The following is a 23,388-nucleotide window of genomic DNA, read 5'->3' as shown; positions in this document are numbered from 1 at the left end:
TGCATTCGCCTTGTTTCCATATCAAAATTCGATGAAACCATTGCCAAAGAAGACTAATAATTTGATGAAAAAATGAGGAAGCATTCGGCAATTAGTGATACAATGATGAAGGTTTTGTTACATATTTACTTCATGTACGTGTTCAAAAGCGAACTTTTTGAACAACCTCTTAAAGGAATGTGTAACGGCTGCTAGCGATGAGCGTATCGCTAACATGGGTCAAGCTGTGACGGCCCCGCCCCGGCGCCTCGCGCCGAAGCGGTCCGCCGCACCAGATAACAAGCGCACAACGGGAGGATGCCAGAGTCATGAATATTCATGAGTATCAAGGCAAGGAAGTCTTGAGGCAGTATGGCGTTAACGTGCCGCGCGGCAAAGTGGCGTTTACCGCCGACGAAGCCGTCAGCGCAGCGAAAGAACTCGGAAGCTCGGTCACCGTCGTCAAAGCCCAGATTCACGCGGGCGGACGCGGCAAAGCCGGCGGCGTCAAAATCGCCAAGAGCCTGGAGGACGTCGCTAGCTACGCGAAAGAGCTGCTCGGCAAAGTATTGGTCACGCACCAGACCGGACCGGAAGGCAAAGAAGTGAAACGCCTGTTGATCGAGGAAGGCTGCGACATCAAGAAGGAATACTACATCGGCGTCGTCGTCGACCGGGGAACCGGCCGCGTCGTCGTAATGGGCTCCGAAGAAGGCGGCATGGACATCGAAGAAGTGGCCGCTAATACGCCCGAGAAGATCGTCAAGGTCGTCGTCGACCCTGCGGTCGGATTGACCACGTTCCAAGCCCGCCAACTGGCTTACGATATTAAAATTCCGGGAGAGCTCGTCAACAAAGCGATCAAGTTCATGCTGGCGCTGTACAGCGCGTTCGTGGACAAGGATTGCTCCATCGCCGAGATCAACCCGCTCGTCGTCACGGGCTCGGGCGACGTTATGGCGCTCGACGCCAAGCTGAACTTCGATTCCAACGCGCTGTTCCGTCACAAGGACATTTTGGAGCTGCGCGATCTGGACGAGGAAGACGAGAAGGAAATCCAAGCTTCCAAATTCGACTTGAGCTACATCGCGCTCGACGGCAACATCGGCTGCATGGTTAACGGAGCCGGCCTGGCTATGGCGACGATGGACATCATCAAATATTTCGGCGGATCTCCGGCCAACTTCCTGGACGTTGGCGGCGGCGCGACGAAAGAGAAAGTGACCGAAGCGTTCAAGATCATTCTGTCCGACGCGAATGTGAAGGGCATCTTCGTCAACATCTTCGGCGGCATCATGAAGTGCGACATCATCGCCGAGGGCGTCGTCGCGGCCGCTCGCGAGCTCGGTCTCGACAAACCGCTCGTCGTGCGTCTCGAAGGAACGAACGTGAAGCTGGGCAAAGAAATTTTGAACGGATCCGGCCTGAACATCGTGGCCGCGGATTCGATGTCGGACGGCGCGCAAAAAATCGTGTCGCTCGTGAAATGACAAGGGAGAACTTACCGGGGAGTGTGTAAATCATGAGTATCTTGATCGATAAGAACACCAAGGTGATCACCCAAGGCATTACGGGCGCAACGGGATCTTTCCACGCCAAAGGTGCTTTGGAATACGGCACGCAGATGGTCGGCGGAGTGACGCCGGGCAAAGGCGGCCAAACGATCGGCTTCGATCTGGAGAACGGCACGAACGTAACGCTGCCGATCTTCAACACGGTTAAAGAAGCGGTAGCGGCTACGGGCGCGACGGCATCCGTCATCTACGTCGCTCCTCCGTTCGCGGCCGATTCCATCATGGAAGCGGTCGACGCCGAGCTGGATCTGGTCATCTGCATTACGGAAGGCATTCCGGTGCTGGACATGGTCAAAGTCAAGCGCTTCATGGAAGGCAAGAAGACGCGCCTGATCGGGCCGAACTGCCCGGGCGTCATCACGCCGGAAGAAATCAAGATCGGCATCATGCCGGGCTATATCCATAAAAAAGGCCACGTAGGCGTCGTTTCCCGTTCGGGAACGCTCACTTACGAGGCGGTTCACCAGCTGACGACGCGCGGCATCGGCCAATCGTCGGCCGTCGGCATCGGCGGAGACCCGGTTAAAGGCTCCGAGTTCATCGATATCCTGAAACTGTTCAACGAAGACCCGGATACGTACGCGGTCATCATGATCGGCGAAATCGGCGGAACGGCCGAGGAAGAAGCGGCGGAATGGATCAAGGCGAACATGACGAAGCCGGTCGTCGGCTTTATCGGCGGCGCGACGGCGCCTCCGGGGAAACGGATGGGCCATGCGGGCGCGATCATCTCCGGCGGCAAAGGAACGGCCGCGGAGAAAATCGCCGTGCTCGAAGCGAACGGAATCCGCGTCGCTCCGACGCCTTCCGACATGGGCGCGACGCTGGTCGCCGTGCTCGAGGACAAAGGCCTGCTGGAAAAGTGCAAAGGTTAATGGTAAAGTAAAGGCAAGTTGAATCATTTCGCTCGGCGACCTTAGCGGTTGTCCGCGCATTATCGGCAAGGCAGGCAGCCTTCCGCCCCCTCTTTGAGGGAGTGGAGGGCTTTTTGTCGTATACGAGGCTGAGAGGGGTCTGGGAGGATGCGTGAGAACGAGGAGAACGGGAAAAAAGAGAATGTCAGAGTCGTCTCGCTGGCGGAAGCTCGGGAGACGGGCATGCCGAGAGAAGTGCTGATCTCCCTGCACGAGACGGAAGGAGTCGGACGGGTGACGATCGCGACGATCTTCCTGTACGGCGTCATGAAAGGTCCCGGCTCCTTGCGCCACACGGGGGATTTTCTCGCCGGGGACTGGCGGGACATGGGGCTGAGCGCAAGGCAGGCGCTGGCCGCGGAGAAGAGCGTGCGCCCCGCCGCGAGAGAGCGGAGGCGAAGCCGTCATGCGGCGGGACGAATGGGCGCCGTCACTTATTTGGACGACGAGTATCCGGCGCTGCTGCGGGAGATCTCCGATCCGCCCTGGGTGCTGTACTGCAGGGGGCGATTGGAGCTGCTGCAGCGGCCGGCGATCGCGATCGTCGGCACCCGTCTGGCCACGGGCTACGGGCGCAAAGTCGCGGAGCAGTTCGCCGAGGGCTGCGCGGGGCGTATGACGGTCGTCAGCGGACTGGCCAAGGGAATAGACGCGGCGGCTCACAGAGGCGCCGTATCGGGCGCTTGCGGGACGATAGCGGTGCTTGCCGGCGGGGTCGACCGGTGCTATCCTCCGGAGAACGCCGCTCTGTACCGCGAGATGGGCATGCACGGACTGCTGCTGTCGGAAAGTCCCCCGGATACGATTCTCCACCCGGGTTTGTTCCCGCTGCGCAATCGCATCATTGCCGGCCTCTCGTACGGCGTCGTCGTCGTGGAAGCCGCCCGCAGGAGCGGAGCGCTCATCACGGCGGATCTGGCGAGCGGCTATAACAGAGACGTGTTCGTCATCCCTGGTCAGGTAACTTCCCCGCGCAGCCTGGGCGCGCTCGAATATTATCGCAAAGGGGCGCATCCGGCGCTGGACGCCTCGGATATTTTTCAATATTACGAGTATCGGCTGCCTCCCGCCGCAAGGCCGAAAACCGGAAACGGAGAGGCGTCCGGGGCTTGCGGAGAAGAGGAAGAGCTCCGCGCGGACGAACTGCTCGTCTACCGTCTAATCCTCGATCGGCCCTCCTCCGTCGACGAATTGGCGGTCTTTTCCGGGATGACGTTTGGACATTTACACTCCATTCTGCTATCTTTACAAATAAAGCGTCGAATTGAACAACAACCCGGTTCCGTATATCATGTCCTTTAATAATGAAGGCATAAGAACATAGGCACGAGGACTTGTCGACCGTAGGAGAGGAGGAATGGACGTGGCGGACTCGCTCGTGATCGTCGAATCGCCGGCAAAGGCGAAGACGATCGGCAAATATTTGGGAAGTAAATTTATCGTCAAAGCGTCCATGGGGCACATTCGCGATTTGCCGAAGAGCCAGATCGGAGTCGAGGTGGAGAACGGCTTTCAGCCGAAGTACATTACGATCCGCGGCAAAGGCAACGTACTGAAGGAATTGCGCGATGCCAGAAAAAAAGTGAAAAAGGTTTATCTCGCGGCCGACCCCGACAGAGAGGGCGAAGCGATCGCGTGGCATCTGGCCCACTATTTGGAGCTGGACGAGAAGGAAGATTGCCGCGTCGTATTTAACGAGATTACGAAGCAAGCGGTCAAGGACGCGTTCAAGTCGCCCAGACCGATCGATATGGATTTGGTGAACGCCCAGCAGGCGAGAAGGGTGCTCGATCGGCTCGTCGGCTACAAGATCAGTCCGCTGCTGTGGAAGAAGGTCAAGAAGGGGCTCAGCGCGGGCCGCGTGCAATCCGTCGCTGTGAAGCTGATCTACGACCGAGAGAACGAGATCAGCGCGTTCGTTCCAGAAGAGTATTGGAGCATTACCGCCCATCTGGCCCATGGCAAATCGACGTTCGAGGCGAAGTTCCATTCCGTTAACGGAGAGAAAAGGGAGCTGAACAGCGAAGCCGAGGTCAAGGAAGTGCTGGCGCTGCTGTCCGGCTCGCAGTTCACCGTCGGAGAAGTGAAGGAGAAGGAGCGGCAGCGCAACCCGTCTCCTCCGTTCATCACGAGCTCGCTGCAGCAGGAGGCCGCGCGCAAGCTGAACTTCCGCGCCTCCAAGACGATGCAGATCGCCCAGCAGCTCTACGAGGGCGTCGATCTGGGCAAAGAGGGAACGGTCGGTCTCATCACGTACATGCGTACCGATTCCACCCGTATCTCTCCCGTCGCGCAGGAAGAAGCCAAGGAGTATATCGGAGGCAAGTACGGCAACCCGTATTTGCCTGAAACGCCTCGCGTGTATACGAAGAAGAACGCCTCCGCGCAGGACGCGCACGAAGCGATTCGCCCGACGTCGGTGCTGCGGGACCCGGAATCGGTCAAGGCGTTTACCTCCAAGGATCAGTTCCGGCTGTATAAGCTGATCTGGGAGCGCTTCGTCGCCAGCCAGATGGCTTCGGCCGTACTGGACACGATGACCGTCGATCTGGAGAACGGACCGGTCGTCTTCCGGGCCAACGGCTCGAAGCTGAAGTTTCCCGGTTTCATGAAAGTGTACGTTGAAGGCAACGATGACGGCACGACGGACGAGGATCGGCTTCTGCCTCCGCTGGCGAAGGGAGACAAGGCGGAGTCCAAGGACATCGAGCCGAAGCAGCATTTCACCCAGCCGCCGCCGCGGTTTACGGAGGCGCGTCTGGTCAGGGCGCTGGAGGAGCTCGGCATCGGCCGCCCGAGTACGTACGCTCCGACGCTGGAGACGATTCAGAAGCGCAACTACGTGGCTCTGGAAGAGAAGAAGTTTATCCCGACCGAGCTCGGGGAGCTCGTCATTCAGTTGATGGAGGAGTTTTTTCCGGAAATTCTCGACGTCGAATTCACCGCCAATATGGAGGGCGATCTCGACCACGTCGAGGAAGGCACGCAGGACTGGGTCAACGTAATCGGGGAGTTCTACAAGTCGTTCGAAGAGCGGCTCACGGTCGCGGAAGAAGAAATGAAGGAAATCGAGATCAAAGACGAGCCGTCCGACGAGATTTGCGACAAGTGCGGCAGCCCGATGGTGTACAAGATGGGACGCTTCGGCAAGTTTCTGGCGTGCTCGGGCTTCCCGAACTGCCGGAATACGAAGCCGATCATCAAGGATACCGGCGTAACCTGCCCGAAATGCAAAGAAGGCCAGATCGTCGAGCGGAGGAGCAAGAAGGGGCGCGTGTTCTACGGCTGCAACCTGTATCCGGGCTGCGACTACGTCTCCTGGGATAAGCCGGTCGCGAAGCCTTGCCCGAGCTGCGGCGGACTGATGGTCGAGAAGCGGGTCAAGGGCGAGACGCAGTTGAACTGTACGGCATGCGGACATTCGGAGGCCGCCGAAGAGGCGGAGGAAGCGGCGGAATAAGTCCGGGCTGGCTCAATCAGTGGAGTTGGAGGAATAACATTGAGCGAAAAACAATCGGTGACGGTTATCGGCGCGGGACTGGCGGGCAGCGAGGCCGCCTGGCAGATCGCCGCGCAGGGCGTCCCCGTCACGTTATACGAGATGAGGCCGGTCAGGCAGACGCCGGCCCATCATACGGCAAGCTTTGCCGAACTTGTCTGCAGCAACAGCCTGCGCGCGAACGGCTTGACGAACGCCGTGGGCGTATTGAAAGAAGAGATGCGCCGGCTGGATTCGCTCATTCTCGCTTGCGCCGACTTGCACGCCGTTCCGGCGGGCGGGGCGCTGGCGGTGGACCGCGAAGGGTTCTCCGCGGAGGTGACGAAGCGGCTGAAGGAGCATCCGCTCATTACGGTGGTGAACGAGGAAGCTACCGCGATTCCGCAAGACGGAATCGTCGTCGTCGCGACCGGCCCACTTACTTCGCCGGAGCTGTCCGACGGCATCAAACGGCTGCTGGGCGAAGAATACTTCTACTTCTTCGATGCGGCAGCGCCGATCGTGGAGAAGGATTCCATCGATTTCGACAAAGTGTTTCTCGCTTCCCGCTACGACAAGGGAGAAGCGGCCTATTTGAACTGCCCGATGACGGAAGCCGAGTTCGACGTCTTCTACGACGCGCTGATCCATGCGGAGACGGCCGAAGTGAAGGACTTCGAGAAGGACATGTACTTCGAAGGCTGCATGCCGATCGAGGCGATGGCCAAGAGGGGCAAGATGACGGTGCTGTTCGGGCCGATGAAGCCGGTCGGACTGGTCGATCCCCGCACGGAGAAGAAGTCGCACGCGGTCATTCAATTGCGTCAGGACAATGCGGCCGGAACGCTATACAACATCGTCGGGTTCCAGACGCATCTGAAATGGGGCGAGCAGAAGCGGGTGTTTTCGCTTATTCCCGGGCTGGAGAACGCCGAGTTCGTCCGCTATGGGGTCATGCACCGGAATACGTTTATCAATTCTCCGAAACTGTTGCATCCGACCTATCAGTTCCGGGGGCGGGAGACGCTGTTCTTCGCGGGACAGATGACCGGGGTCGAAGGCTACGTGGAATCGGCCGCTTCCGGGCTGATCGCGGGGCTGAACGCCGGGAGGCTGGCCGGAGGCCGAGAGCCGCTGACGCTTCCCGCGCATACGACGCTCGGCAGTATGGCGAATTATATTACGACGGCGGACTTCAAGCATTTCCAGCCGATGAACGCCAATTTCGGCTTGTTCCCGCCTCTCGGCTACCGCGTCAGGAGCAAGAAGGACAAGAACGACGCCATCGCCGCGCGCGCTCTGGAAGCGATCGACGCGCTGCGGTCCGAAATTCGGGCGAGCTCCGTATTGTAACCAATGAAGCAGCGGCTGCGTATAAGACCTAAGCCGCTGCTTTTGCGACTCTATGCGAATGTTCGAAAAATTCGATTAATATCGGGAGGATCAGCCCATGGACATGACATTCCACGCCACGACGATTTGCGCGATCCGCCATAACGGCAAAGGCGCGATCGCGGGAGACGGCCAGGTTACCTTCGGCAATAGCATGGTGATGAAAAACACGGCGAAAAAAGTGCGCAGACTGTACCGCAACCAGGTGCTTGCCGGATTCGCGGGTTCGGTCGCGGACGCGATTACGCTGTTCGAGAAATTCGAAGGCAAACTCGAGGAGCATCACGGCAACCTGCAGCGCGCGGCGGTCGAGCTCGCCAAAGATTGGCGCTCCGACCGGGTGCTGCGCCGGCTCGAGGCGATGATGATCGTCGTCGACTCGACAGGCATGCTGCTGCTGTCCGGCAACGGCGAAGTGATCGAGCCGGACGACGGGATTCTGGCGATCGGTTCGGGCGGCAGCTTCGCCTTGGCCGCGGCGAGGGCGCTCAAGCGCCATGCGCCGGACATGGAGGCGCGGGACATCGCCCGCGCGGCGCTGGAGACGGCGGCCGAAATTTGCGTGTTCACCAACAATAACTTAATCGTCGAGGAGATAGAATGATTACATTCGACAAGCGTAAGGGAGAGGATCGCATGAATGACGCACTGACGCCCCGCCAAATCGTTGCCGAGCTCGACAAATACATCGTCGGGCAGAAGTCTGCCAAGCGTTCGGTCGCCGTAGCGCTTCGCAATCGGTATCGCCGCAGCCGGCTGCCGGAGGAAATACGCGACGAAGTCGTGCCCAAGAACATTCTGATGATCGGACCGACCGGCGTCGGGAAGACGGAAATCGCGCGGCGGCTGGCCAAGCTCGTCCATGCTCCGTTCGTCAAGGTCGAGGCGACGAAGTTCACGGAAGTCGGCTATGTCGGCAGAGACGTGGAATCGATGGTCCGGGACTTGGTGGAGACGGCGATCCGGATGGTGAAGGAAGAGCGGACCGAGAAGGTGAAGGACAAAGCCGAGAGAGCCGCCAACGAGAGATTGGTCGCCCTGCTCGCTCCGTCCCCCGCGCGTCCGAAGCCGCAGAAAAACCCGCTCGAGATGCTGTTCGGAGGCAATGCCACTCCGAGCGACGAGCCGGATCCGGTCGACCCGGGGCTGCAGGATAAGAGACGGGATACGAGGGCGAGGCTGGAGGCCGGCCTTCTGGAGAACGAGATCGTCGAGATTGAGGTGGAGGACAACTCGCCTACGATGCTCGACATGTTGGGCGGACCGGGCCAGGAGCAGTTCGGCAACATGCAGGAAATGCTCGGACAGTTTCTGCCGAAGCGCCGCAAGAAGCGGCGGTTGACGGTGAAGGAAGCCCGCAAGGTGCTCACCGTGGAGGAAGCCAACAAGCTGATCGACATGGACGACGTCATTTCCGAATCCGTGCACAGGGCGGAGCAGTCGGGCATCATTTTTATCGACGAGATCGACAAGATCGCCAGTCAAGGGCGCGGGCAAGGGCCGGACGTCTCGCGGGAAGGCGTGCAGAGAGACATCCTGCCGATCGTCGAGGGCTCGACGGTCGTGACCAAATACGGGCCGATCAAGACCGACTACGTTTTGTTCGTCGCCGCTGGCGCTTTCCATATCGCCAAGCCTTCGGACCTCATTCCCGAGCTTCAGGGCCGCTTCCCGATTCGCGTAGAGCTGAGCAGCTTGACGGACGAAGATTTCATCCGCATTCTGACTGAACCGGAGAACGCGCTGACGAAGCAGTACACGGCGCTTCTGCAGACGGAAGGCATCAACGTCTCGTTCACCGACGGCGCGATCTCCGAGCTGGCGAGAATGGCCCAAGAGGTGAACCGCAACACGGAAAACATCGGGGCGCGTCGGCTGCATACGCTGCTCGAGAAGCTGCTGGAGGATTTGAGCTTCGAGGCGCCGGAGCTGCAGCTTGAGGAAATGACCATTACGCCGGAGTACGTCCGCGAGAAATTATCGACGATTGCAAGCAATCGAGATTTGAGTCAATATATTCTATAAGCGGCTCTTAGCCGAACGCATGCCGCCGTCTCCGGACGGCGGAATCGTTGTACTTGCTTGTCGCACTAGGAGGAAGCACAATCATGACGCTGTTGATGAAAACCCGGACGCTTAACCGGCTGCTGCAGGAAGCGGCGGGCAAGCCTCTCAACTTCCGCGAGATGGCGGAGGGGCTGCGCGAAACGATGCAAGGCGATGTATTCGTGCTGAGCAGAAAGGGGAAAGTGCTCGGTTATGCGCATTCCGCGGGATTTCCCGAAATGTGGCTGCGCAGGGAAGCGGCGGACGGGATGCGCTTTCCTTCCGAGACGAACGATCGTCTGCTGCGCATTTCGGAGACGGCCGCGAACGTTTCTTCAAATGAGGAAATTTTAACCCCGATAGAGGCGGCTTTCGGCAACGGAATCGTAACGATCGTTCCGATCATTGGCGGAAGTGACAGATTAGGGACTTTGGTCCTATCCAGAGAAAACGAATCGTTTGGGGATGACGATCTAATTTTGGCGGAATACGGCTCTACCATTATAGGTATGGAGATTCTGAGAGAACGGATCGACGAACGGGAAGCCGAAGCCAGAAGCAAGGCGATTGTCACGGTCGCCGTCAATTCTCTCTCCTTCAGCGAGATGGAGGCCGTCGAGCAAATCTTTGAAGAGCTGGAAGGGAAAGAAGGATTGCTCGTCGCTTCCAAGATCGCCGACAGAGCCGGAATTACAAGATCCGTCATCGTCAACGCGCTAAGGAAGCTGGAGAGCGCAGGGGTCATCGAAACCCGCTCGCTCGGCATGAAAGGCACGTACATCCGCATTCTTAACGCCCAATTGCTGCAAGAATTGGAGCATCGCAAGAACGGATAAGCGCGCGCGTCAGTCCGACGGGAAAGCCCAATCTTCTTCGGGAAGATTAGGGCTTTTTTCTTATTGTCACGCGAACGGATGTCGTAGATGATGGATCTTAGAAAATTCTAATTTGTCGTATTGTGTTGTTTTTTATGTAGAAAGGGCAAAAGTCTTGTCGCATCAAGCAGGAATTTAAGAGATTTGCGTGGAATTAAACAGGTGCGAAGTCCGGGTTTGATGCGGCCGGAACCGATTAATGAAGATTATCTCATGAACGAGCGGAGAGGGGCGACAATGATGGAGTTGCTAAGCGGCGCATCTTTTATGCGTTTGGAAAATGCCATCCAGGCCGCGACGATGAGACATCGCGTGCTGTCAAACAATATCGCAAATAACGATACGCCTTATTTCAAGAGATCCGACGTCGTTTTCGAAGAACTGCTGACGCAGGCGATCGGCGCGCAGGGAACGCGCGCTCCGGCCGGCAGATTGACCGACCCCCGGCATTTTCCGATCAACGGGGCGTACCCGTCGCCGACGCCAAAAGTCGTTGTGGACGAATCTACAGCGTTTAACAACAACAAGAACAACGTGGACATCGAGAAGGAAATGGCCCTTCTTGCGGAAAACCAGCTGAGATACAATCTGATGTCGCAGCAGGTGGCCCACGAGGCCAAGATGATGAGAATCGGAATTCAGGGGAGTGCGTAACGGATGAAGCTCGGAGGTTTCGATATCAGCGCTTCCGCGCTAACGGCTCAGCGGCTGCGAATGGACGTCATTTCGGCGAACATCGCGAACGCAGAGACGACGCGCGCCGGTTACGTGAACGGAAACTTCGTTCCGTATCGCCGCAAAGTCGTTGTCATGGAGGCGGCGCAGCCCAAATTCCAGGACTTGCTCGGCCAGCAGCTGAACGCATCGTCGGCGCAAGGGGTCAAAGTGGCGTCCATTCGCGAAGATTCCGCGCCGTTTAAGCAGGTGTACAATCCGACGCATCCCGACGCGGATGCAAGCGGAATGGTGTATATGCCCAACGTCGATATGTTGAAGGAGCAAGTCGACTTGCTGGCGGCTTCTCGGTCGTACGAGGCGAACGTAACCGCGTTGAACGCGCGGAAATCGATGTTCATGAAGGCGCTTGAAATGGGCCGCCGTTGACGGAGGCGCACAAGCTTCGCGAGATGAATCCAACCAACGTTAGAGGGGTGCTGGCTTGATTACGAATACGATGATAAATCCCGTTAACTTAGTATCGGGTCCGAGTCTGAATCAGCTGCGGGCGACGCCGGCCGAAGCGACGGAAAGCTTTGCCTCGTATCTGAAGAACGCTCTTGACAGCGTGGCCGCTCAAGAGCAGAACGTACATAAGCTGAACGATCAGTTCCTGATCGGGGAAGTCGACGAGAACCAGGTCGTCATCGCCGCTACGCAGGCGGAGCTCAGTCTCTCCCTGACCGGACAAGTCCGCAACAAGGTTATCGAGGCCTATCAGGAAATTATGCGGATGCAGATCTAATTCTTATTCGGAACGTACTAGCTAATCTTAATTACGGGAAGAAGGCGCGCAGGCAATCCGCCTTCTCCGGTCTTCTAACCGCAGGTGGGGTGAAATCGTGAACGAGAAGTGGGCACAGGTTCGAGAAAAGCTGCTCGGTTTCTGGAACCAGTACAGCAAGACGCAAAAATGGGTGCTCGCCTCAACAGCAGCCTTGTTGCTTTTTGCCATCATATTACTGACCTATTTATTCACCAAAACCGAATACGAACTTGCTTTCCAGAACCTGGACAGCACCGACGCCGCCGCGATCATGAAACACTTGGACGGCAGCGGCATCGGCTACAAATTGAGCGACGCGGGGACGAGCATCTACGTTCCGAGCGCCTCCGCGGCAAAAGTCAAAGTGGACGTCGGGTCGCAAGGCCTTGTTCAGAACGGCTCCATCGGATTTCCGGAGCTCAGCAAATCCTCATCGGCCATCGGGACGACGGATCAGGAATTCAACGTCAAATTCAGAAACGCGCTTAACGGCGAAATCCAGCAATTGCTGCTCAGCAAGCAAGGAGTCGCGAAGGTCAAGGCGATCGTGACGCTGCCCGAAGATTCGGTGTTCCTCAATCAATCGGATAAGGAAAAAGCGATCGCGGCCGTCGTCATTACCTTCAAGCCGGGTTTCCGGCCTAAACAGGAAGAAATCGACAGCTATTACAACCTTGTCAAATCGGCCGTGCCGAATCTGGACATTAAAGACATCACGATCAGCAGCAGCACTGGAGATCTGACGCCTTCTACCCAGCTGGGCGGAGGGACAGGAATGGGCGGAGCGCTCTACGAGACGCAGTTCGCCATTCAGAGCGAATTCGAAAATACGCTGAAGAGAAACATTCGGCAGTTCTTGGATCCGATCGTTGGCACGGACAACATGGTCGTCAGCGTCGTGTCCTCCTTGAACTTCGACAAGAAGACGTCCGTGGAGCAGCTCGTGCAGCCGTTGCCGGATAATGACAATAAAGGGATCGAAATCGGCCGACAAGAATCGAGCGAGACGTTCCAGGGCCAGGACGGACAAGCCGGAGGCGTTGCCGGCACGGGTGAAACCGACGTCACCAACTACCCGGCCGCAGGCAGCTCCGGTTCCTCCTCTTCCGAGAAGGTTTCCAGCTCGGTTAACTATGATGTAAACCGCATTACTAATAATATCGACTACGGACCCTATAAAGTGAAGGACTTATCCATTAATGTAGGGGTAAATTCCGCTAATATGACGCCGGAGAGGCTGGCCGAGATCCAAGGCGTTCTCCTGAGAAGCGCGAGAGTGCTGCTGGCCGAGTCCGGTCTGGATCTGTCGGACGAAGCTTTGATGCAACGGGTATCGGTGCTCTCGCAATCTTTCGAAGGCACGACGGCGGCTTCTGGAGGCGCGTCGAACTCGGCGTTCTGGATGGCCGGAGCGGGTCTGCTCGCGCTGGCGCTGCTCGGAGGAGGAGGCTACTATATCTATCGTCGACGCAAAGCCGCGCAGGAAGCGGCCGAAATCGCGGAAGCTCCGCGTGCTGAGATGCCGACGATCGATATCGACAACGTCTCGAACGAAAGCCAGGTGCGCAAACAACTGGAAAGCTTGGCCAAGCGCAAGCCGGATGAATTCGTTAATCTTCTCCGGACTTGGCTGGTGGATGAATAGAGGTGGCAGCGATGGCGAAAGGGTTTCAGTTGTCCGGGAGGCAGAAAGCAGCCATTCTGCTCATCACCCTCGGACCGGAAGTATCCGCGCAAGTGTTTAAGCACTGGCGCCACGACGAGATCGAGCAGCTGACGCTCGAGATCGCCAACGTGCGCAAGGTGGACGCCAGCGAGAAGGATCTCATTCTCAGCGAGTTCCACCAGATCTGCGTCGCTCAGGAGTACATAACGCAGGGCGGCATTACGTACGCGAAAGAAATCTTGGAGAAGGCGCTTGGCTCGCAGAAGGCGATGGACATTCTGAACCGCCTGACCGCGACGCTGCAAGTTCGTCCGTTCGATTTCGCGCGGAAGGCCGAACCTTCGCAAATTTTGAATTTCATTCAGAACGAAAATTCGCAGACGATCGCGCTCGTGCTTTCGTACCTGCAGCCGGATCAATCTTCCGCGGTGCTCTCGTCCTTGCCGCAGGAGAAGCAGGCGGAAGTGGCGAGGAGAATCGCGCTCATGGACAGCACGTCTCCGGACGTCATCGCTCAGGTGGAGCGGGTGCTGGAACAGAAGCTCAGCTCCACGGTTACGCAGGATTATACGAACGCCGGCGGCATCGAAGCGATCGTGCAGATCCTCAACGGCGTAGACCGCGGAACGGAACGCACGATCCTGGATTCCCTGGAAATCCAGGATCCGGAGCTGGCGGAGGAGATCAAGAAGCGGATGTTCGTGTTCGAGGACATCGTCAATCTCGACAACCGTTCTATCCAGCGCATCATTCGCGACATCGAGAACGCGGATTTGCAGCTCGCGCTCAAGGTCGCGAGCGAGGAAGTGCGGGAATCGATCTTCCGGAACATGTCGAAGCGGATGGCGGAGACGTTCAAGGAAGAGATGGAATACATGGGGCCGGTGCGGCTGCGCGACGTAGAGGAGGCGCAGACCCGCATCGTAGCGACGATCCGCAGACTGGAAGAGGCCGGAGAAATCATTATCGCTCGCGGCGGAGGAGACGATATCATTGTCTAATCTCATCAAATCTTCGTATGTCGTGTCGTTGGACGATCTGAAGAGATTGGAATTGATCCAAAGAATCGCTCCCGTTCCGCAAAATATTTCGGGTTCCGGCACGGACGGCGAAGGAAATCAAACGCCCGATGTCGAAACACAAACGTTAAAGGAACGCATCATCGCCGACGCGGAGCTTACCGCGGAACAAATCGTGCGGCAGGCGAAGGCCGAAGCGGAGGAACTGAGGGCGGCGGCGGAACGGGAAGCCGAAGCGTGGTGGCAATCCCGCCGCGAGGAGGACGGTCGCATTCGCGAGGAGGCCGGCCGACAAGGTTACGAGGAAGGTTATCGCAGCGGGGCGTTGGAAGCGGAAGAGCAGCTCAAGGCGCAATACGAGGAACGGCTTCGGGAAGCGGAGGCGATCGTGACCCAGGCCTATGAGGCCAAAGAATCGATCATTACCGAAGGCGAATCCTTCCTCGTGGAGCTGAGCTGCTCGATCGCGGAGAAGATCGTTCACCGCAAGCTGGCCAAAGCTCCGGAGATGTCGATGAAGCTGTTCGAGAAAGTTCTGGCAAGAAGGAAGGAACAAGGGGTTATCGTGCTGTGCGTCTCGCCGTCCCAATTCGCCTTCGTCCAGGCGGCGAAGGACGAATTGGCGCTGGCGCTGGACGCGCAGGCGGAATTGCAGGTCGTTCCGGACGCTTCCATTAAAGAGGGCGGATGCATCGTGAGATCGGCTTTCGGCAGCATCGACGCGAGAGTCGACACGCAGCTTGAAGCGATTCGAGAGCAGTTGCTCAAAGTAGCGGCCCACCGCGGCGAGGGGAGCGAATCGGATGGCGCTCCTTGATATCGGACGTTATACGGATACATTGCGGGAGATCGATCCGGTGCGGGTGAACGGCAAGGTCATTCAGATTATCGGGCTGACCGTCGAATCGGAAGGGCCGGACGCCAGCATCGGAGACGTCTGCTCGATTCACCCGATGAAGGGCGGCAAGCCGGTGCTCGCCGAAGTTGTCGGCTTTCGCGATAATCGGGTGCTGCTAATGCCGCTCGGCGAGCTGCATTCGGTCGGCCCGGGCTGCGACGTTGTCGCGACGGGCAACCCGCTGACGGTGCAGGTCGGCTCCGAGCTGCTTGGCAAAGTGCTTGACGGACTCGGCAGGCCGCTTGACGGAACGCGCTTGTCCGTGCGTATGCCGCACTATTCGACGAACAACGCGCCAGGTAATCCGCTCAGCCGTCCGAGGGTGACGACGCCTCTGGGCGTCGGCGTCCGAGCGATCGACGGGTTGCTGACCGTCGGCCAAGGCCAGCGGATCGGCATCTTCGCCGGATCGGGCGTCGGGAAGAGCACGCTGCTCGGGATGATCGCGAGAAACACTTCCGCGGACGTCAACGTGATCGCCTTGATCGGGGAACGCGGACGCGAGGTGCTGGAGTTCGTCGAGAAGGATCTCGGCCCGGAAGGACTGGCCCGATCGGTCGTCATCGTGGCGACTTCGGACCAGCCGGCGCTGATCCGGATGAAAGGCGCGCTGATCGCCACGACCATCGCCGAATATTTTCGCGACCGCGGGATGAACGTCATGCTGATGATGGATTCGGTCACCCGGTATGCGATGGCGCTGCGGGAAGTCGGACTGGCGATCGGAGAGCCGCCGGCGACGAGAGGCTACACGCCTTCCGTGTTCGCCGCGCTGCCCAAGCTGTTGGAACGCGCGGGGACGGGGCCGACGGGCTCGATCACCGCTTTCTATACCGTTCTCGTGGACGGCGACGACATGAACGAGCCGATCGCCGACGCCGTGCGCGGCATCCTGGACGGACATATCGTCCTGCACCGGAACTTGGCGAACAAAGGGCATTTCCCGGCGATAGACGTGCTGTCGAGCGTCAGCCGGGTCATGAAGGACATCGTCACAGAGGAGCAGCAGGGGGCGGCGGAACAGCTGAAGAAACTGCTGGCCGTCTATCGGGACTCCGAGGACCTCATTAATATCGGAGCTTACCAGCGAGGTTCGAACGCCGAGATCGACAAAGCGATTCAATACTACGATCTGATTCGGACGTACACGCAGCAGAGAACGAACGAGAAAGTGACGCTGCAGGAAGCGCAGGAGCGGCTCATTATCGATTTTTACAGGAGATGAGGTTAAGCGATTATGGCATTCCGATATCCTTTGCAGAAGATCGTGGATCTGAAGGGCAGCGAGAAATCGATGGCCGAATGGGAATACGCCGCTTCGCTCGGCCAGCTTAGAACCGAGGAAGAGCGTTTGAGGAAGCTGTACGAAGAACGCCGCGGCCTCGAGGAGGGCATCCTGTCGACCGCCAAACGGCCGACGCCTCTGACCGAACTGATGGAGACCGAGCGATACATCCAGGTGGTCGACGAAAGAATCCGCAGGCAGCATGAAGGCGTCCGATCCGCGGAAGATCAGGTGCGCAAGCGCCAAGGGCTTTTGACGGACAAGATGGTGGACGAAAAAGTGTGGCTGAACGCGCGCGACCGCGCGTTGGAACGGTTCAGGCGCGACCGGTTGGCCAAGGAACAAAACGAACTGGACGAAATCGCGATCGTAAGAGCGGCCTCCTCCTCGCGGAGGTAACGGGCACCCGCTGGTCGATCGCAGGAGAAGGGAGGGAAATTCGTGGCGAGCGCGGATGTGGAAAAAAGCAGTTACAGCGGGTTCGAGCGATTTCTCTTTTTTATTACCCCGATTTTGTTTACTGCGGTGCTGCTCGGCGTGCTGCTGTTGATGTTCAACGCGGACTGGCGCAACGCGGCGCTGGAGATCGGCAACAAAATTCCGGTCGTTCGGTCGATTCTGCCGAACCCGGACACTCCGCCAGCGCCGGGAGCGCAGACGGACGAGACGCTGTCGGTGAACAACGCCAAAGCGAAAATAGACGAGTTGAACGCGCTTCTCGCGGATCGGGAAACCGCTCTGCGTCAAGCGACGGCGCTCGGCGAAGAGCAGAAGAAGAAGCTGGACGAGCTGCAGTTGAAGCTGGACGAGCTGACGAAGGCGGACGAGGAGCGTACGATTACGGGCGAAGCTTATCAGTCTCGCATCAAGGGACTCGCGAACATGTACGGCAAGATGACGCCCAGCAAGGCAGCTCCGATTCTCGAAAGCATGACGCTGGAGGAGTCGGCTCTCGTGCTCGGCGCGATGACCGAAACCGAACGAGGCCGCGTGCTGGAGCGGATGACTCCGAAGAAGGCGGCCGACGTGACGATGAAGCTGAAAGACGCGGAGACGGTCGACGATCGCGAGATCGCCGCGCTGCAATCGCGGATCAAGGAGCTTGAGAACAGCCCGGCCGATACGTCCTCCGCTCTGGACACGGCGGAATTGAACCGCACGTTCTCCGGCATGGAGCCGAAGAAAGCGGCCGAACTGCTGCTGCAGATGGCAACGACCACGCAGAGCAAAGCTTTGCGAATCTTGGACGCTTTGGACAACGACGCACGCGCCAAGGTGCTGAACGAACTGTCCACGTTGGACAAGAAAACCGCGGCGAATTTGATCAGCAAGCTGATGCCGGCTAATCCGTAACGGATCGACTTTCGCGAAAGGAGGTGAAAACAAGATGAACATGATGATTTCATCCGCACCTTCCGCGGCCGGCAAAGCGTTGGCTTCGGTTACGGGCGGCGCTCAGGGCTCGCCGGAAGGCGGAAACGGCTTTGCGGGCGCTCTCGTGCAGGCGATCGACGGAGGCGGCAACGCTTCGGCGGCTTCGGGCGAAGGCGGCGGCAGCCTGTCCCTTCCCGTAGGTTTAACCGGTCTGATTGGAACGGTCGGAGCTTCGGGCGGCGAAAGCGAAACGCAGGACCTGCTGGCGCTGCTGGCGAACCTTGCGGAGCAGCTGGAGCAGTTGGATCAAGCGGGCGGAGAGCTTACGGCGGAAGCGCAGGAGCAACTCGCAGCTATGCTGTCCATGCTGCAAAGCATGCTCGACCAGCTTCGCGCGGCTCAGCCGACGACGGATACGGCGCTTGCGGAGACGAGCGATGCGGGGCAGACGGTGGACGTCGCGTTGAACACGCAGCTGTCCAAGCCTCTCGTGCAATCTCTGCGCGAAGTCGTGAAGCAATTGACCGAAGCCGTCGCATCCGGGAAGGACTCGCAAGAGCAAGCCCCGGCGTTTGCCGGACAAATCAAAGCTGCGCTGGATACGTTGACGTCGATTACCGCGGCTTCCGCTGCGGCGAAGACGGGCGAGGCCGAACAAGCCAAAGCGACCGGCAAAGCGGACAACCTTCCGACCGAAGGCGCTGTCGCCAAGGATGCTTCCGCCCAGGCAGCTTCGTCCCAGGAAGTTCGTCGACCTGCACAGGCGCTTCGCGATCCGGTATGGCGCTTTCAAGTGGCCGCCGATGCGGAAACGTCCGAGACGAACGCCCAGACGGCTTCGGCAGCGCTCGATACGGCGGAACAGACGACTTCTTCGGAATCCAGGCCGGTATGGACGCTGCTGCAGAACGATCGGTTAGCTAACGGGGAAACCGCGGCGGCCAAGCCTGCAGCGCCGGTGCCGACTCCGGTTCCGGTTCAGCAATTCGCCGATCAGATGGGCAAATACTTGGTCAAGCAGTTCCAACTGACGCAAGGAAACGGCATCTCCGAAGCGAAGCTGACGCTGACTCCGCAGCATCTCGGACAAGTGGACATTCGCATCGTAATGAACAACGGCGTGCTGACCGCGCAGTTTATCGCGGACAATCCAGCCGCCAAAGAACTGCTGGAAAATCAAATGGCTCAGCTTAGAGCATCGCTAAACGGACAAGGATTGCAGGTAGAGCGGCTTGAGGTCGTCCAGCAATCTTCGGCTTCCGGCGGAACGACGTTCGAGCAGAAGGAGCACCGGAATTCGAACTCCGGCAGAGAGGGAAGCTCCGACGGACGGAACGGGGACGACGCCAACGAAGATTCCGTATTCGCGGCCGAACTGGAGCGCAACTCTTCGCTGAAGGAGATCGGTTACGGAAGCTCGATTAACGTGACCGCGTAACTTCGAAGCAAGAGGAGGTGAGTGAAGTGGCTGACAGTGTCGGCACGAAAAACATATGGCCGTACTATTCCTCCCAGAACGTACAGGCCGCGGCCAGGGAACCGGTCAAGCAGCTTGGCAAAGACGAGTTCCTGCAAATTCTTGTAACGCAGCTTCGCTACCAGGATCCGATGCAGCCGATGCAGGATAAGGAATTCATCGCTCAGATGGCGCAATTCTCGTCCTTGGAGCAGATGATGAACATGACCAAGGAGATTACGGCGCTGAAGCAGTCGGCCGGAATGGCTACCGGACTCATCGGCAAACAGATCGAGTGGTACGCGGACAACGTCGAAGAGGGCGGGCAAAGCGTCGTGCAGAGAGGCACGGTCGACTCGATCATCTGGACGGGCGGCGTGCAGTATGCTCAGATCGGCGATCTAGCGGTTCCGATCGACAAGATCATCTCAATCTCTGAACCTTCCGCGGAAGAAGGCGGAAACGGCGAGAGCCAGCCGGAGGTGACGGGAGATGAATAACCCGATGCTCGTCGGACATCTGACGACGGGGCGTACGGGGCCGATTCAAGGCCATAGGCCGCCGGATCGGAACAGGCAGGCCGACTCCGAAGGAGTATCCTTCAAGGAGTTGCTCAGCCAGCAACAGTTGAAGTTCAGCCATCACGCGGAGCAGCGTCTGCAGCAGAGAGGCATTCGATTGCAGCCGGATCAGCTTGAACGAATCGCCAGCGCGGTCGATCAGGCGGCGGCCAAAGGAGCCAAAGATTCCTTGGTGCTGTTCCAGGACATCGCTATGATCGTCAGCGTGCCGAACCGAACCGTCGTAACCGCGATGGACGGCCATTCGATGAGAGAGCATATTTTCACCCAAATCGACAGCGCCGTCGTCGTCAGCTAACGAACAACAGGGCCGGTCCTGCAAAGGAAGCCCGCAGCCGCCGACCGATTGAAGCGGCTTAATCCCACCTTAATGGAGGTAGGCATTACATGTTGCGTTCTATGTATTCCGGCGTATCCGGAATGAGAGGGTTCCAAACGAAGCTCGACGTTATCGGCAACAACATCGCCAACGTCAACACGGTCGGTTTCAAAGCGGGCCGCGTGATGTTCAAGGACATTCTGAGCCAATCGATGTCGGGCGTGACCGCTTCGGTCGAAGGCGAGCAAGGCGGCGTCAATGCCAAGCAAATCGGCCTCGGCGTTACCGTAGCCGCGATCGACACGCTGCATACGCCGGGCAGTGCGATGACGACGAGCAAGCCGACCGACCTGCGCCTCGACGGCGACGGATTTTTCGTCATCGGCCCGAACGGGGACGGAGAGACGCGGTATTTGACCCGCGCCGGCAACTTCGATCTCGATGCGAACAGACAGCTCGTTAACGCTGACGGCATGTTCGTATTGGATTCGGGTGGGGGAATCATCCAACTCGACGCGGAGGTGACGGCATTCTCCATCTCCCAGACCGGTGAGATCATCTCCATCGGAGCGGACGGCTTGGCCGAGCCGACGGGAGTTTTCATCGGAGTCGCGGTAGTCGCCAACCCGGGCGGCTTGGAGAAGGTCGGCGGCAACCTGTACCGGATGACGCCGAACGCGAACCCGGAGGGAGAACTGGTGATCGGACAAGCTGCAGATGCAGAAACCGGCTCTGGCTCGATCATCTCCGGCCAGCTTGAAATGTCCAACGTCGACTTGACGAACGAGTTCACGGAAATGATCGTCGCCCAGCGCGGTTTCCAATCGAACTCGAGAATCATTACGACATCCGACGAAATTCTGCAAGAAGTCGTGAACCTGAAACGGTAATTGATCTCCTGTCGGGGAAGGGTTGAGGCCCTTCTTCCGGCAGTCTGGGGGAGGCCCAGTTATGATTCAAGTTACGCGCCTGAACGGCACGAAGCTACATCTCAACGCTTTGCTGATCGAGACGGTGGAAGAGACGCCGGACACGATCATTACGCTTACGACAGGAAGAAAGTTCATTGTGGTCGAAAATTCTTCGGATGTAATCCGGGCGATCCGGCATTACTTACGCAGTATCGGCGTGTTGGCGGCGGTCACAGGCCCCGCGGACCCGCAATCGGAGGGAGCTACGTCATGAGAAAATTGTTGCCATGGCTCGTTTCGCTATTATTGGCGATTACGTTGATTGTCGTTGTCACGTTCTACTTCTGGAACAATCTGTTCGGGGACAAGAAGAAGGATCCCGAACAAGCCGCCAAGGAAGTGGCAGAGAACGTGCAGCTGGAGCCAATATCTGCGGATGAAATGGTTAAAGTCACATCCGAATTAATTGATATCAGCACCAATCTTGCGGACACGGACTACGTGGTCAAAATCAGCTTCTCGTTCCAGTTCGACAGCGAAAAAGCGAAAGATGAGTTCGACAAGATTAAGGAGAACGAAATCAAGCCGATCGTCAACCGCGCGCTGTGGGTCATGACCCCGGATGAAATGAGCGGAACGAAAGGCAAGGACCAGCTGGCCGCGGGCTTGATCAACTCGATCAACGCCGTCATTACCGAAGGCAAGCTGCTTAAAGTCGGAATTAAAGGATTTGTTATGACTCCTATCTAATATAGAAGTAGTCCGGAACATCAGTTAGGCCAGCGGTTCGAGAGATCGTTCCGCCGAGGCTCGAGAAAGGGGTGAGAGATTTGGTAGATGTACTGTCGCAGAATGAGATAGACGCGTTGCTCGCGGCGCTGTCGTCGGGCGAGATGGATGCGGAGGAGCTCAAGAAAGAGGATACGCAGAAAAAGGTTCGCGCCTACGATTTCAAACGCGCGACCCGCTTTTCCAAGGACCACATTCGCAGCTTGACCCGGATCCACGAGAACTTCGCAAGATATTTAACGACTTATTTCTCCGCCCAGCTTCGAACGTTCGTCCAAATCAGCGTCGTTCAAGTCGAGCAGCTGCCTTACGACGAATTTATCCGCTCCATCCCCAAGATGACGATTCTGAACATCTTCGAGGCGGAGCCGCTGGAAGGACGAATGGTTCTGGAAGTACATCCCAACGTCGCTTTCGCGATGCTGGACAGACTGCTCGGCGGAGGCGGAAGCGCTCCGAGCAAGATCGGCGCCCTGACGGAAATCGAAACGATCATCATGGAGAAAATATTCAACCGCGCCCTCGACAGCTTGCAGGAAGCTTGGAAGACGATGATCGATATGCAGCCGCGTCTTGAAGGATTGGAGACGAATCCGCAGTTTATGCAGATCGTATCCCCCAACGAGACGATCGCTCTGATCTCGCTCAGCACGAAAATCGGCGAGACGACGGGGATGATCAACCTGTGTATTCCCCACGTCGTCATCGAACCGATCATGCCGAGACTGTCCGTTCACCACTGGTTCGTGTCGCAGAAGAAGACGCGCGCCCCCGAGGAGCAGCAGATTCTCGAGCAACGGGTTCACAAAGCGAAGCTGCCGATTATCGCCGAGCTGGGATCTTCGCACATTTCCGTCCAGGAGTTTCTCAATTTGGCGGTCGGAGACGTCATTACGCTGACCCGTCAAACGACGGACGGTCTTGAAGTCAAGGTCGGGGACAACGTGAAGTTTATCGCCAGTCCGGGCACGCTGCGAGACAAAATGGCGATTCAAATCCAAGAGATCGTCAGCGAAGGAGTAGATGAAATCAATGACGAGTAAAGATTACTTATCCCAGGAGGAGATCGACGCCCTGCTGAACCAGTCTTCCGGCGGGGAAGACGCTCCCGCGGCTGCGGAAGCCTCGCAGTCGATCGACGATTACCTGACTCCGCTCGAACAGGACGCCCTTGGGGAGATCGGCAACATCACGTTCGGAAGCGCGGCAACGGCGCTGTCGACGCTGCTCGGCAAGAAGGTCGACATTACGACCCCAACCGTGTCCGCGATCGTCAGAGACAAGTTCGAATCCGAGTTTCCGAAGCCTCACGTGGCGGTTCACGTCAGCTACGTTGAAGGGTTCGAAGG

General features: G+C 58.1%; 25 protein-coding genes. All 25 read left to right on the top strand.

Features of this window, described 5'->3' with window-relative positions:
* The first annotated feature begins 308 nt into the window (after positions 1 to 308).
* Positions 309 to 1,469, top strand: coding sequence for an ADP-forming succinate--CoA ligase subunit beta (gene sucC / locus ACESLM_RS20970; protein ID WP_094043349.1), 1,161 nt, complete (start codon positions 309 to 311; stop codon positions 1,467 to 1,469).
* Positions 1,470 to 1,501: 32 nt separating this feature from the next.
* Positions 1,502 to 2,428 (top strand): succinate--CoA ligase subunit alpha, encoded by a 927-nt coding sequence (sucD, locus tag ACESLM_RS20965; protein WP_372633856.1) that lies wholly within the window; start codon positions 1,502 to 1,504, stop codon positions 2,426 to 2,428.
* A gap of 147 nt (positions 2,429 to 2,575) precedes the next feature.
* On the top strand, positions 2,576 to 3,769 hold the full coding sequence (dprA, locus tag ACESLM_RS20960) for a DNA-processing protein DprA (protein WP_372633853.1): 1,194 nt from the start codon (positions 2,576 to 2,578) through the stop codon (positions 3,767 to 3,769).
* A 61-nt stretch (positions 3,770 to 3,830) separates the two neighbouring features.
* Complete coding sequence (gene topA, locus ACESLM_RS20955; protein ID WP_372633892.1) at positions 3,831 to 5,927, top strand: type I DNA topoisomerase; 2,097 nt, start codon at positions 3,831 to 3,833, stop codon at positions 5,925 to 5,927.
* Between the two features lie 39 nt (positions 5,928 to 5,966).
* Positions 5,967 to 7,298 (top strand): FADH(2)-oxidizing methylenetetrahydrofolate--tRNA-(uracil(54)-C(5))-methyltransferase TrmFO, encoded by a 1,332-nt coding sequence (gene trmFO, locus ACESLM_RS20950; protein WP_372633849.1) that lies wholly within the window; start codon positions 5,967 to 5,969, stop codon positions 7,296 to 7,298.
* A 97-nt stretch (positions 7,299 to 7,395) separates the two neighbouring features.
* On the top strand, positions 7,396 to 7,941 hold the full coding sequence (gene hslV / locus ACESLM_RS20945) for an ATP-dependent protease subunit HslV (RefSeq protein ID WP_372633847.1): 546 nt from the start codon (positions 7,396 to 7,398) through the stop codon (positions 7,939 to 7,941).
* A gap of 32 nt (positions 7,942 to 7,973) precedes the next feature.
* Complete coding sequence (gene hslU / locus ACESLM_RS20940; RefSeq protein ID WP_372633844.1) at positions 7,974 to 9,362, top strand: ATP-dependent protease ATPase subunit HslU; 1,389 nt, start codon at positions 7,974 to 7,976, stop codon at positions 9,360 to 9,362.
* Positions 9,363 to 9,445: 83 nt separating this feature from the next.
* Positions 9,446 to 10,219: a GTP-sensing pleiotropic transcriptional regulator CodY gene (gene codY, locus ACESLM_RS20935; RefSeq protein ID WP_094043357.1), complete on the top strand. Its 774-nt coding sequence runs from the start codon at positions 9,446 to 9,448 to the stop codon at positions 10,217 to 10,219.
* A gap of 276 nt (positions 10,220 to 10,495) precedes the next feature.
* Positions 10,496 to 10,912: a flagellar basal body rod protein FlgB gene (gene flgB / locus ACESLM_RS20930; RefSeq protein WP_372633841.1), complete on the top strand. Its 417-nt coding sequence runs from the start codon at positions 10,496 to 10,498 to the stop codon at positions 10,910 to 10,912.
* 3 nt (positions 10,913 to 10,915) lie between these two features.
* The gene (gene flgC / locus ACESLM_RS20925) at positions 10,916 to 11,362 is read left to right on the top strand and encodes a flagellar basal body rod protein FlgC (protein ID WP_372633839.1); all 447 of its coding nucleotides are present in this window, start codon (positions 10,916 to 10,918) and stop codon (positions 11,360 to 11,362) included.
* Positions 11,363 to 11,417: 55 nt separating this feature from the next.
* Positions 11,418 to 11,720 (top strand): flagellar hook-basal body complex protein FliE, encoded by a 303-nt coding sequence (gene fliE, locus ACESLM_RS20920; RefSeq protein ID WP_372633836.1) that lies wholly within the window; start codon positions 11,418 to 11,420, stop codon positions 11,718 to 11,720.
* A 97-nt stretch (positions 11,721 to 11,817) separates the two neighbouring features.
* Positions 11,818 to 13,386 carry a flagellar basal-body MS-ring/collar protein FliF gene (gene fliF, locus ACESLM_RS20915; RefSeq protein WP_372633833.1) on the top strand — a complete coding sequence of 523 codons (1,569 nt, stop codon included), beginning with the start codon at positions 11,818 to 11,820 and terminating at the stop codon, positions 13,384 to 13,386.
* Positions 13,387 to 13,397: 11 nt separating this feature from the next.
* Complete coding sequence (fliG, locus tag ACESLM_RS20910; protein WP_372633830.1) at positions 13,398 to 14,408, top strand: flagellar motor switch protein FliG; 1,011 nt, start codon at positions 13,398 to 13,400, stop codon at positions 14,406 to 14,408.
* Positions 14,401 to 15,243 (top strand): flagellar assembly protein FliH, encoded by an 843-nt coding sequence (gene fliH, locus ACESLM_RS20905; RefSeq protein WP_372633827.1) that lies wholly within the window; start codon positions 14,401 to 14,403, stop codon positions 15,241 to 15,243. Before fliG ends, fliH begins: the two co-directional genes overlap by 8 nt.
* The gene (fliI, locus tag ACESLM_RS20900; protein WP_372633824.1) at positions 15,230 to 16,549 is read left to right on the top strand and encodes a flagellar protein export ATPase FliI; all 1,320 of its coding nucleotides are present in this window, start codon (positions 15,230 to 15,232) and stop codon (positions 16,547 to 16,549) included. Before fliH ends, fliI begins: the two co-directional genes overlap by 14 nt.
* A gap of 12 nt (positions 16,550 to 16,561) precedes the next feature.
* Positions 16,562 to 17,008, top strand: coding sequence for a flagellar export protein FliJ (gene fliJ / locus ACESLM_RS20895; RefSeq protein ID WP_372633821.1), 447 nt, complete (start codon positions 16,562 to 16,564; stop codon positions 17,006 to 17,008).
* Positions 17,009 to 17,050: 42 nt separating this feature from the next.
* Complete coding sequence (locus ACESLM_RS20890; RefSeq protein WP_094043371.1) at positions 17,051 to 17,962, top strand: MotE family protein; 912 nt, start codon at positions 17,051 to 17,053, stop codon at positions 17,960 to 17,962.
* Between the two features lie 34 nt (positions 17,963 to 17,996).
* On the top strand, positions 17,997 to 19,421 hold the full coding sequence (locus ACESLM_RS20885) for a flagellar hook-length control protein FliK (protein WP_372633818.1): 1,425 nt from the start codon (positions 17,997 to 17,999) through the stop codon (positions 19,419 to 19,421).
* 26 nt (positions 19,422 to 19,447) lie between these two features.
* Positions 19,448 to 19,939 carry a flagellar hook capping FlgD N-terminal domain-containing protein gene (locus tag ACESLM_RS20880; protein WP_094043375.1) on the top strand — a complete coding sequence of 164 codons (492 nt, stop codon included), beginning with the start codon at positions 19,448 to 19,450 and terminating at the stop codon, positions 19,937 to 19,939.
* Positions 19,932 to 20,318, top strand: a complete 387-nt coding sequence (locus ACESLM_RS20875) for a TIGR02530 family flagellar biosynthesis protein (RefSeq protein WP_372633815.1) — start codon at positions 19,932 to 19,934, stop codon at positions 20,316 to 20,318. Before ACESLM_RS20880 ends, ACESLM_RS20875 begins: the two co-directional genes overlap by 8 nt.
* An 89-nt stretch (positions 20,319 to 20,407) precedes the next feature.
* Entirely contained in the window at positions 20,408 to 21,229 is an 822-nt protein-coding gene (gene flgG / locus ACESLM_RS20870; RefSeq protein WP_372633812.1) for a flagellar basal body rod protein FlgG, read from the top strand.
* A gap of 61 nt (positions 21,230 to 21,290) precedes the next feature.
* Positions 21,291 to 21,524, top strand: coding sequence for a flagellar FlbD family protein (locus tag ACESLM_RS20865; protein WP_372633810.1), 234 nt, complete (start codon positions 21,291 to 21,293; stop codon positions 21,522 to 21,524).
* Positions 21,521 to 22,000, top strand: a complete 480-nt coding sequence (locus ACESLM_RS20860; protein ID WP_372633807.1) for a flagellar basal body-associated FliL family protein — start codon at positions 21,521 to 21,523, stop codon at positions 21,998 to 22,000. Before ACESLM_RS20865 ends, ACESLM_RS20860 begins: the two co-directional genes overlap by 4 nt.
* 80 nt (positions 22,001 to 22,080) lie before the next feature.
* Positions 22,081 to 23,082, top strand: coding sequence for a flagellar motor switch protein FliM (gene fliM, locus ACESLM_RS20855; RefSeq protein WP_094043385.1), 1,002 nt, complete (start codon positions 22,081 to 22,083; stop codon positions 23,080 to 23,082).
* The coding region (locus tag ACESLM_RS20850) for a chemotaxis protein CheC (RefSeq protein WP_372633803.1) at positions 23,072 to 23,388 on the top strand (317 nt) is incomplete at its 3' end. The genes fliM and ACESLM_RS20850, both read left to right, overlap by 11 nt.

The sequence above is a fragment of the Cohnella sp. genome (assembly GCF_041641335.1).
Lineage (GTDB): Bacteria > Bacillota > Bacilli > Paenibacillales > Paenibacillaceae > Cohnella.
This window is presented reverse-complemented; position numbering and strand designations above follow the sequence as displayed.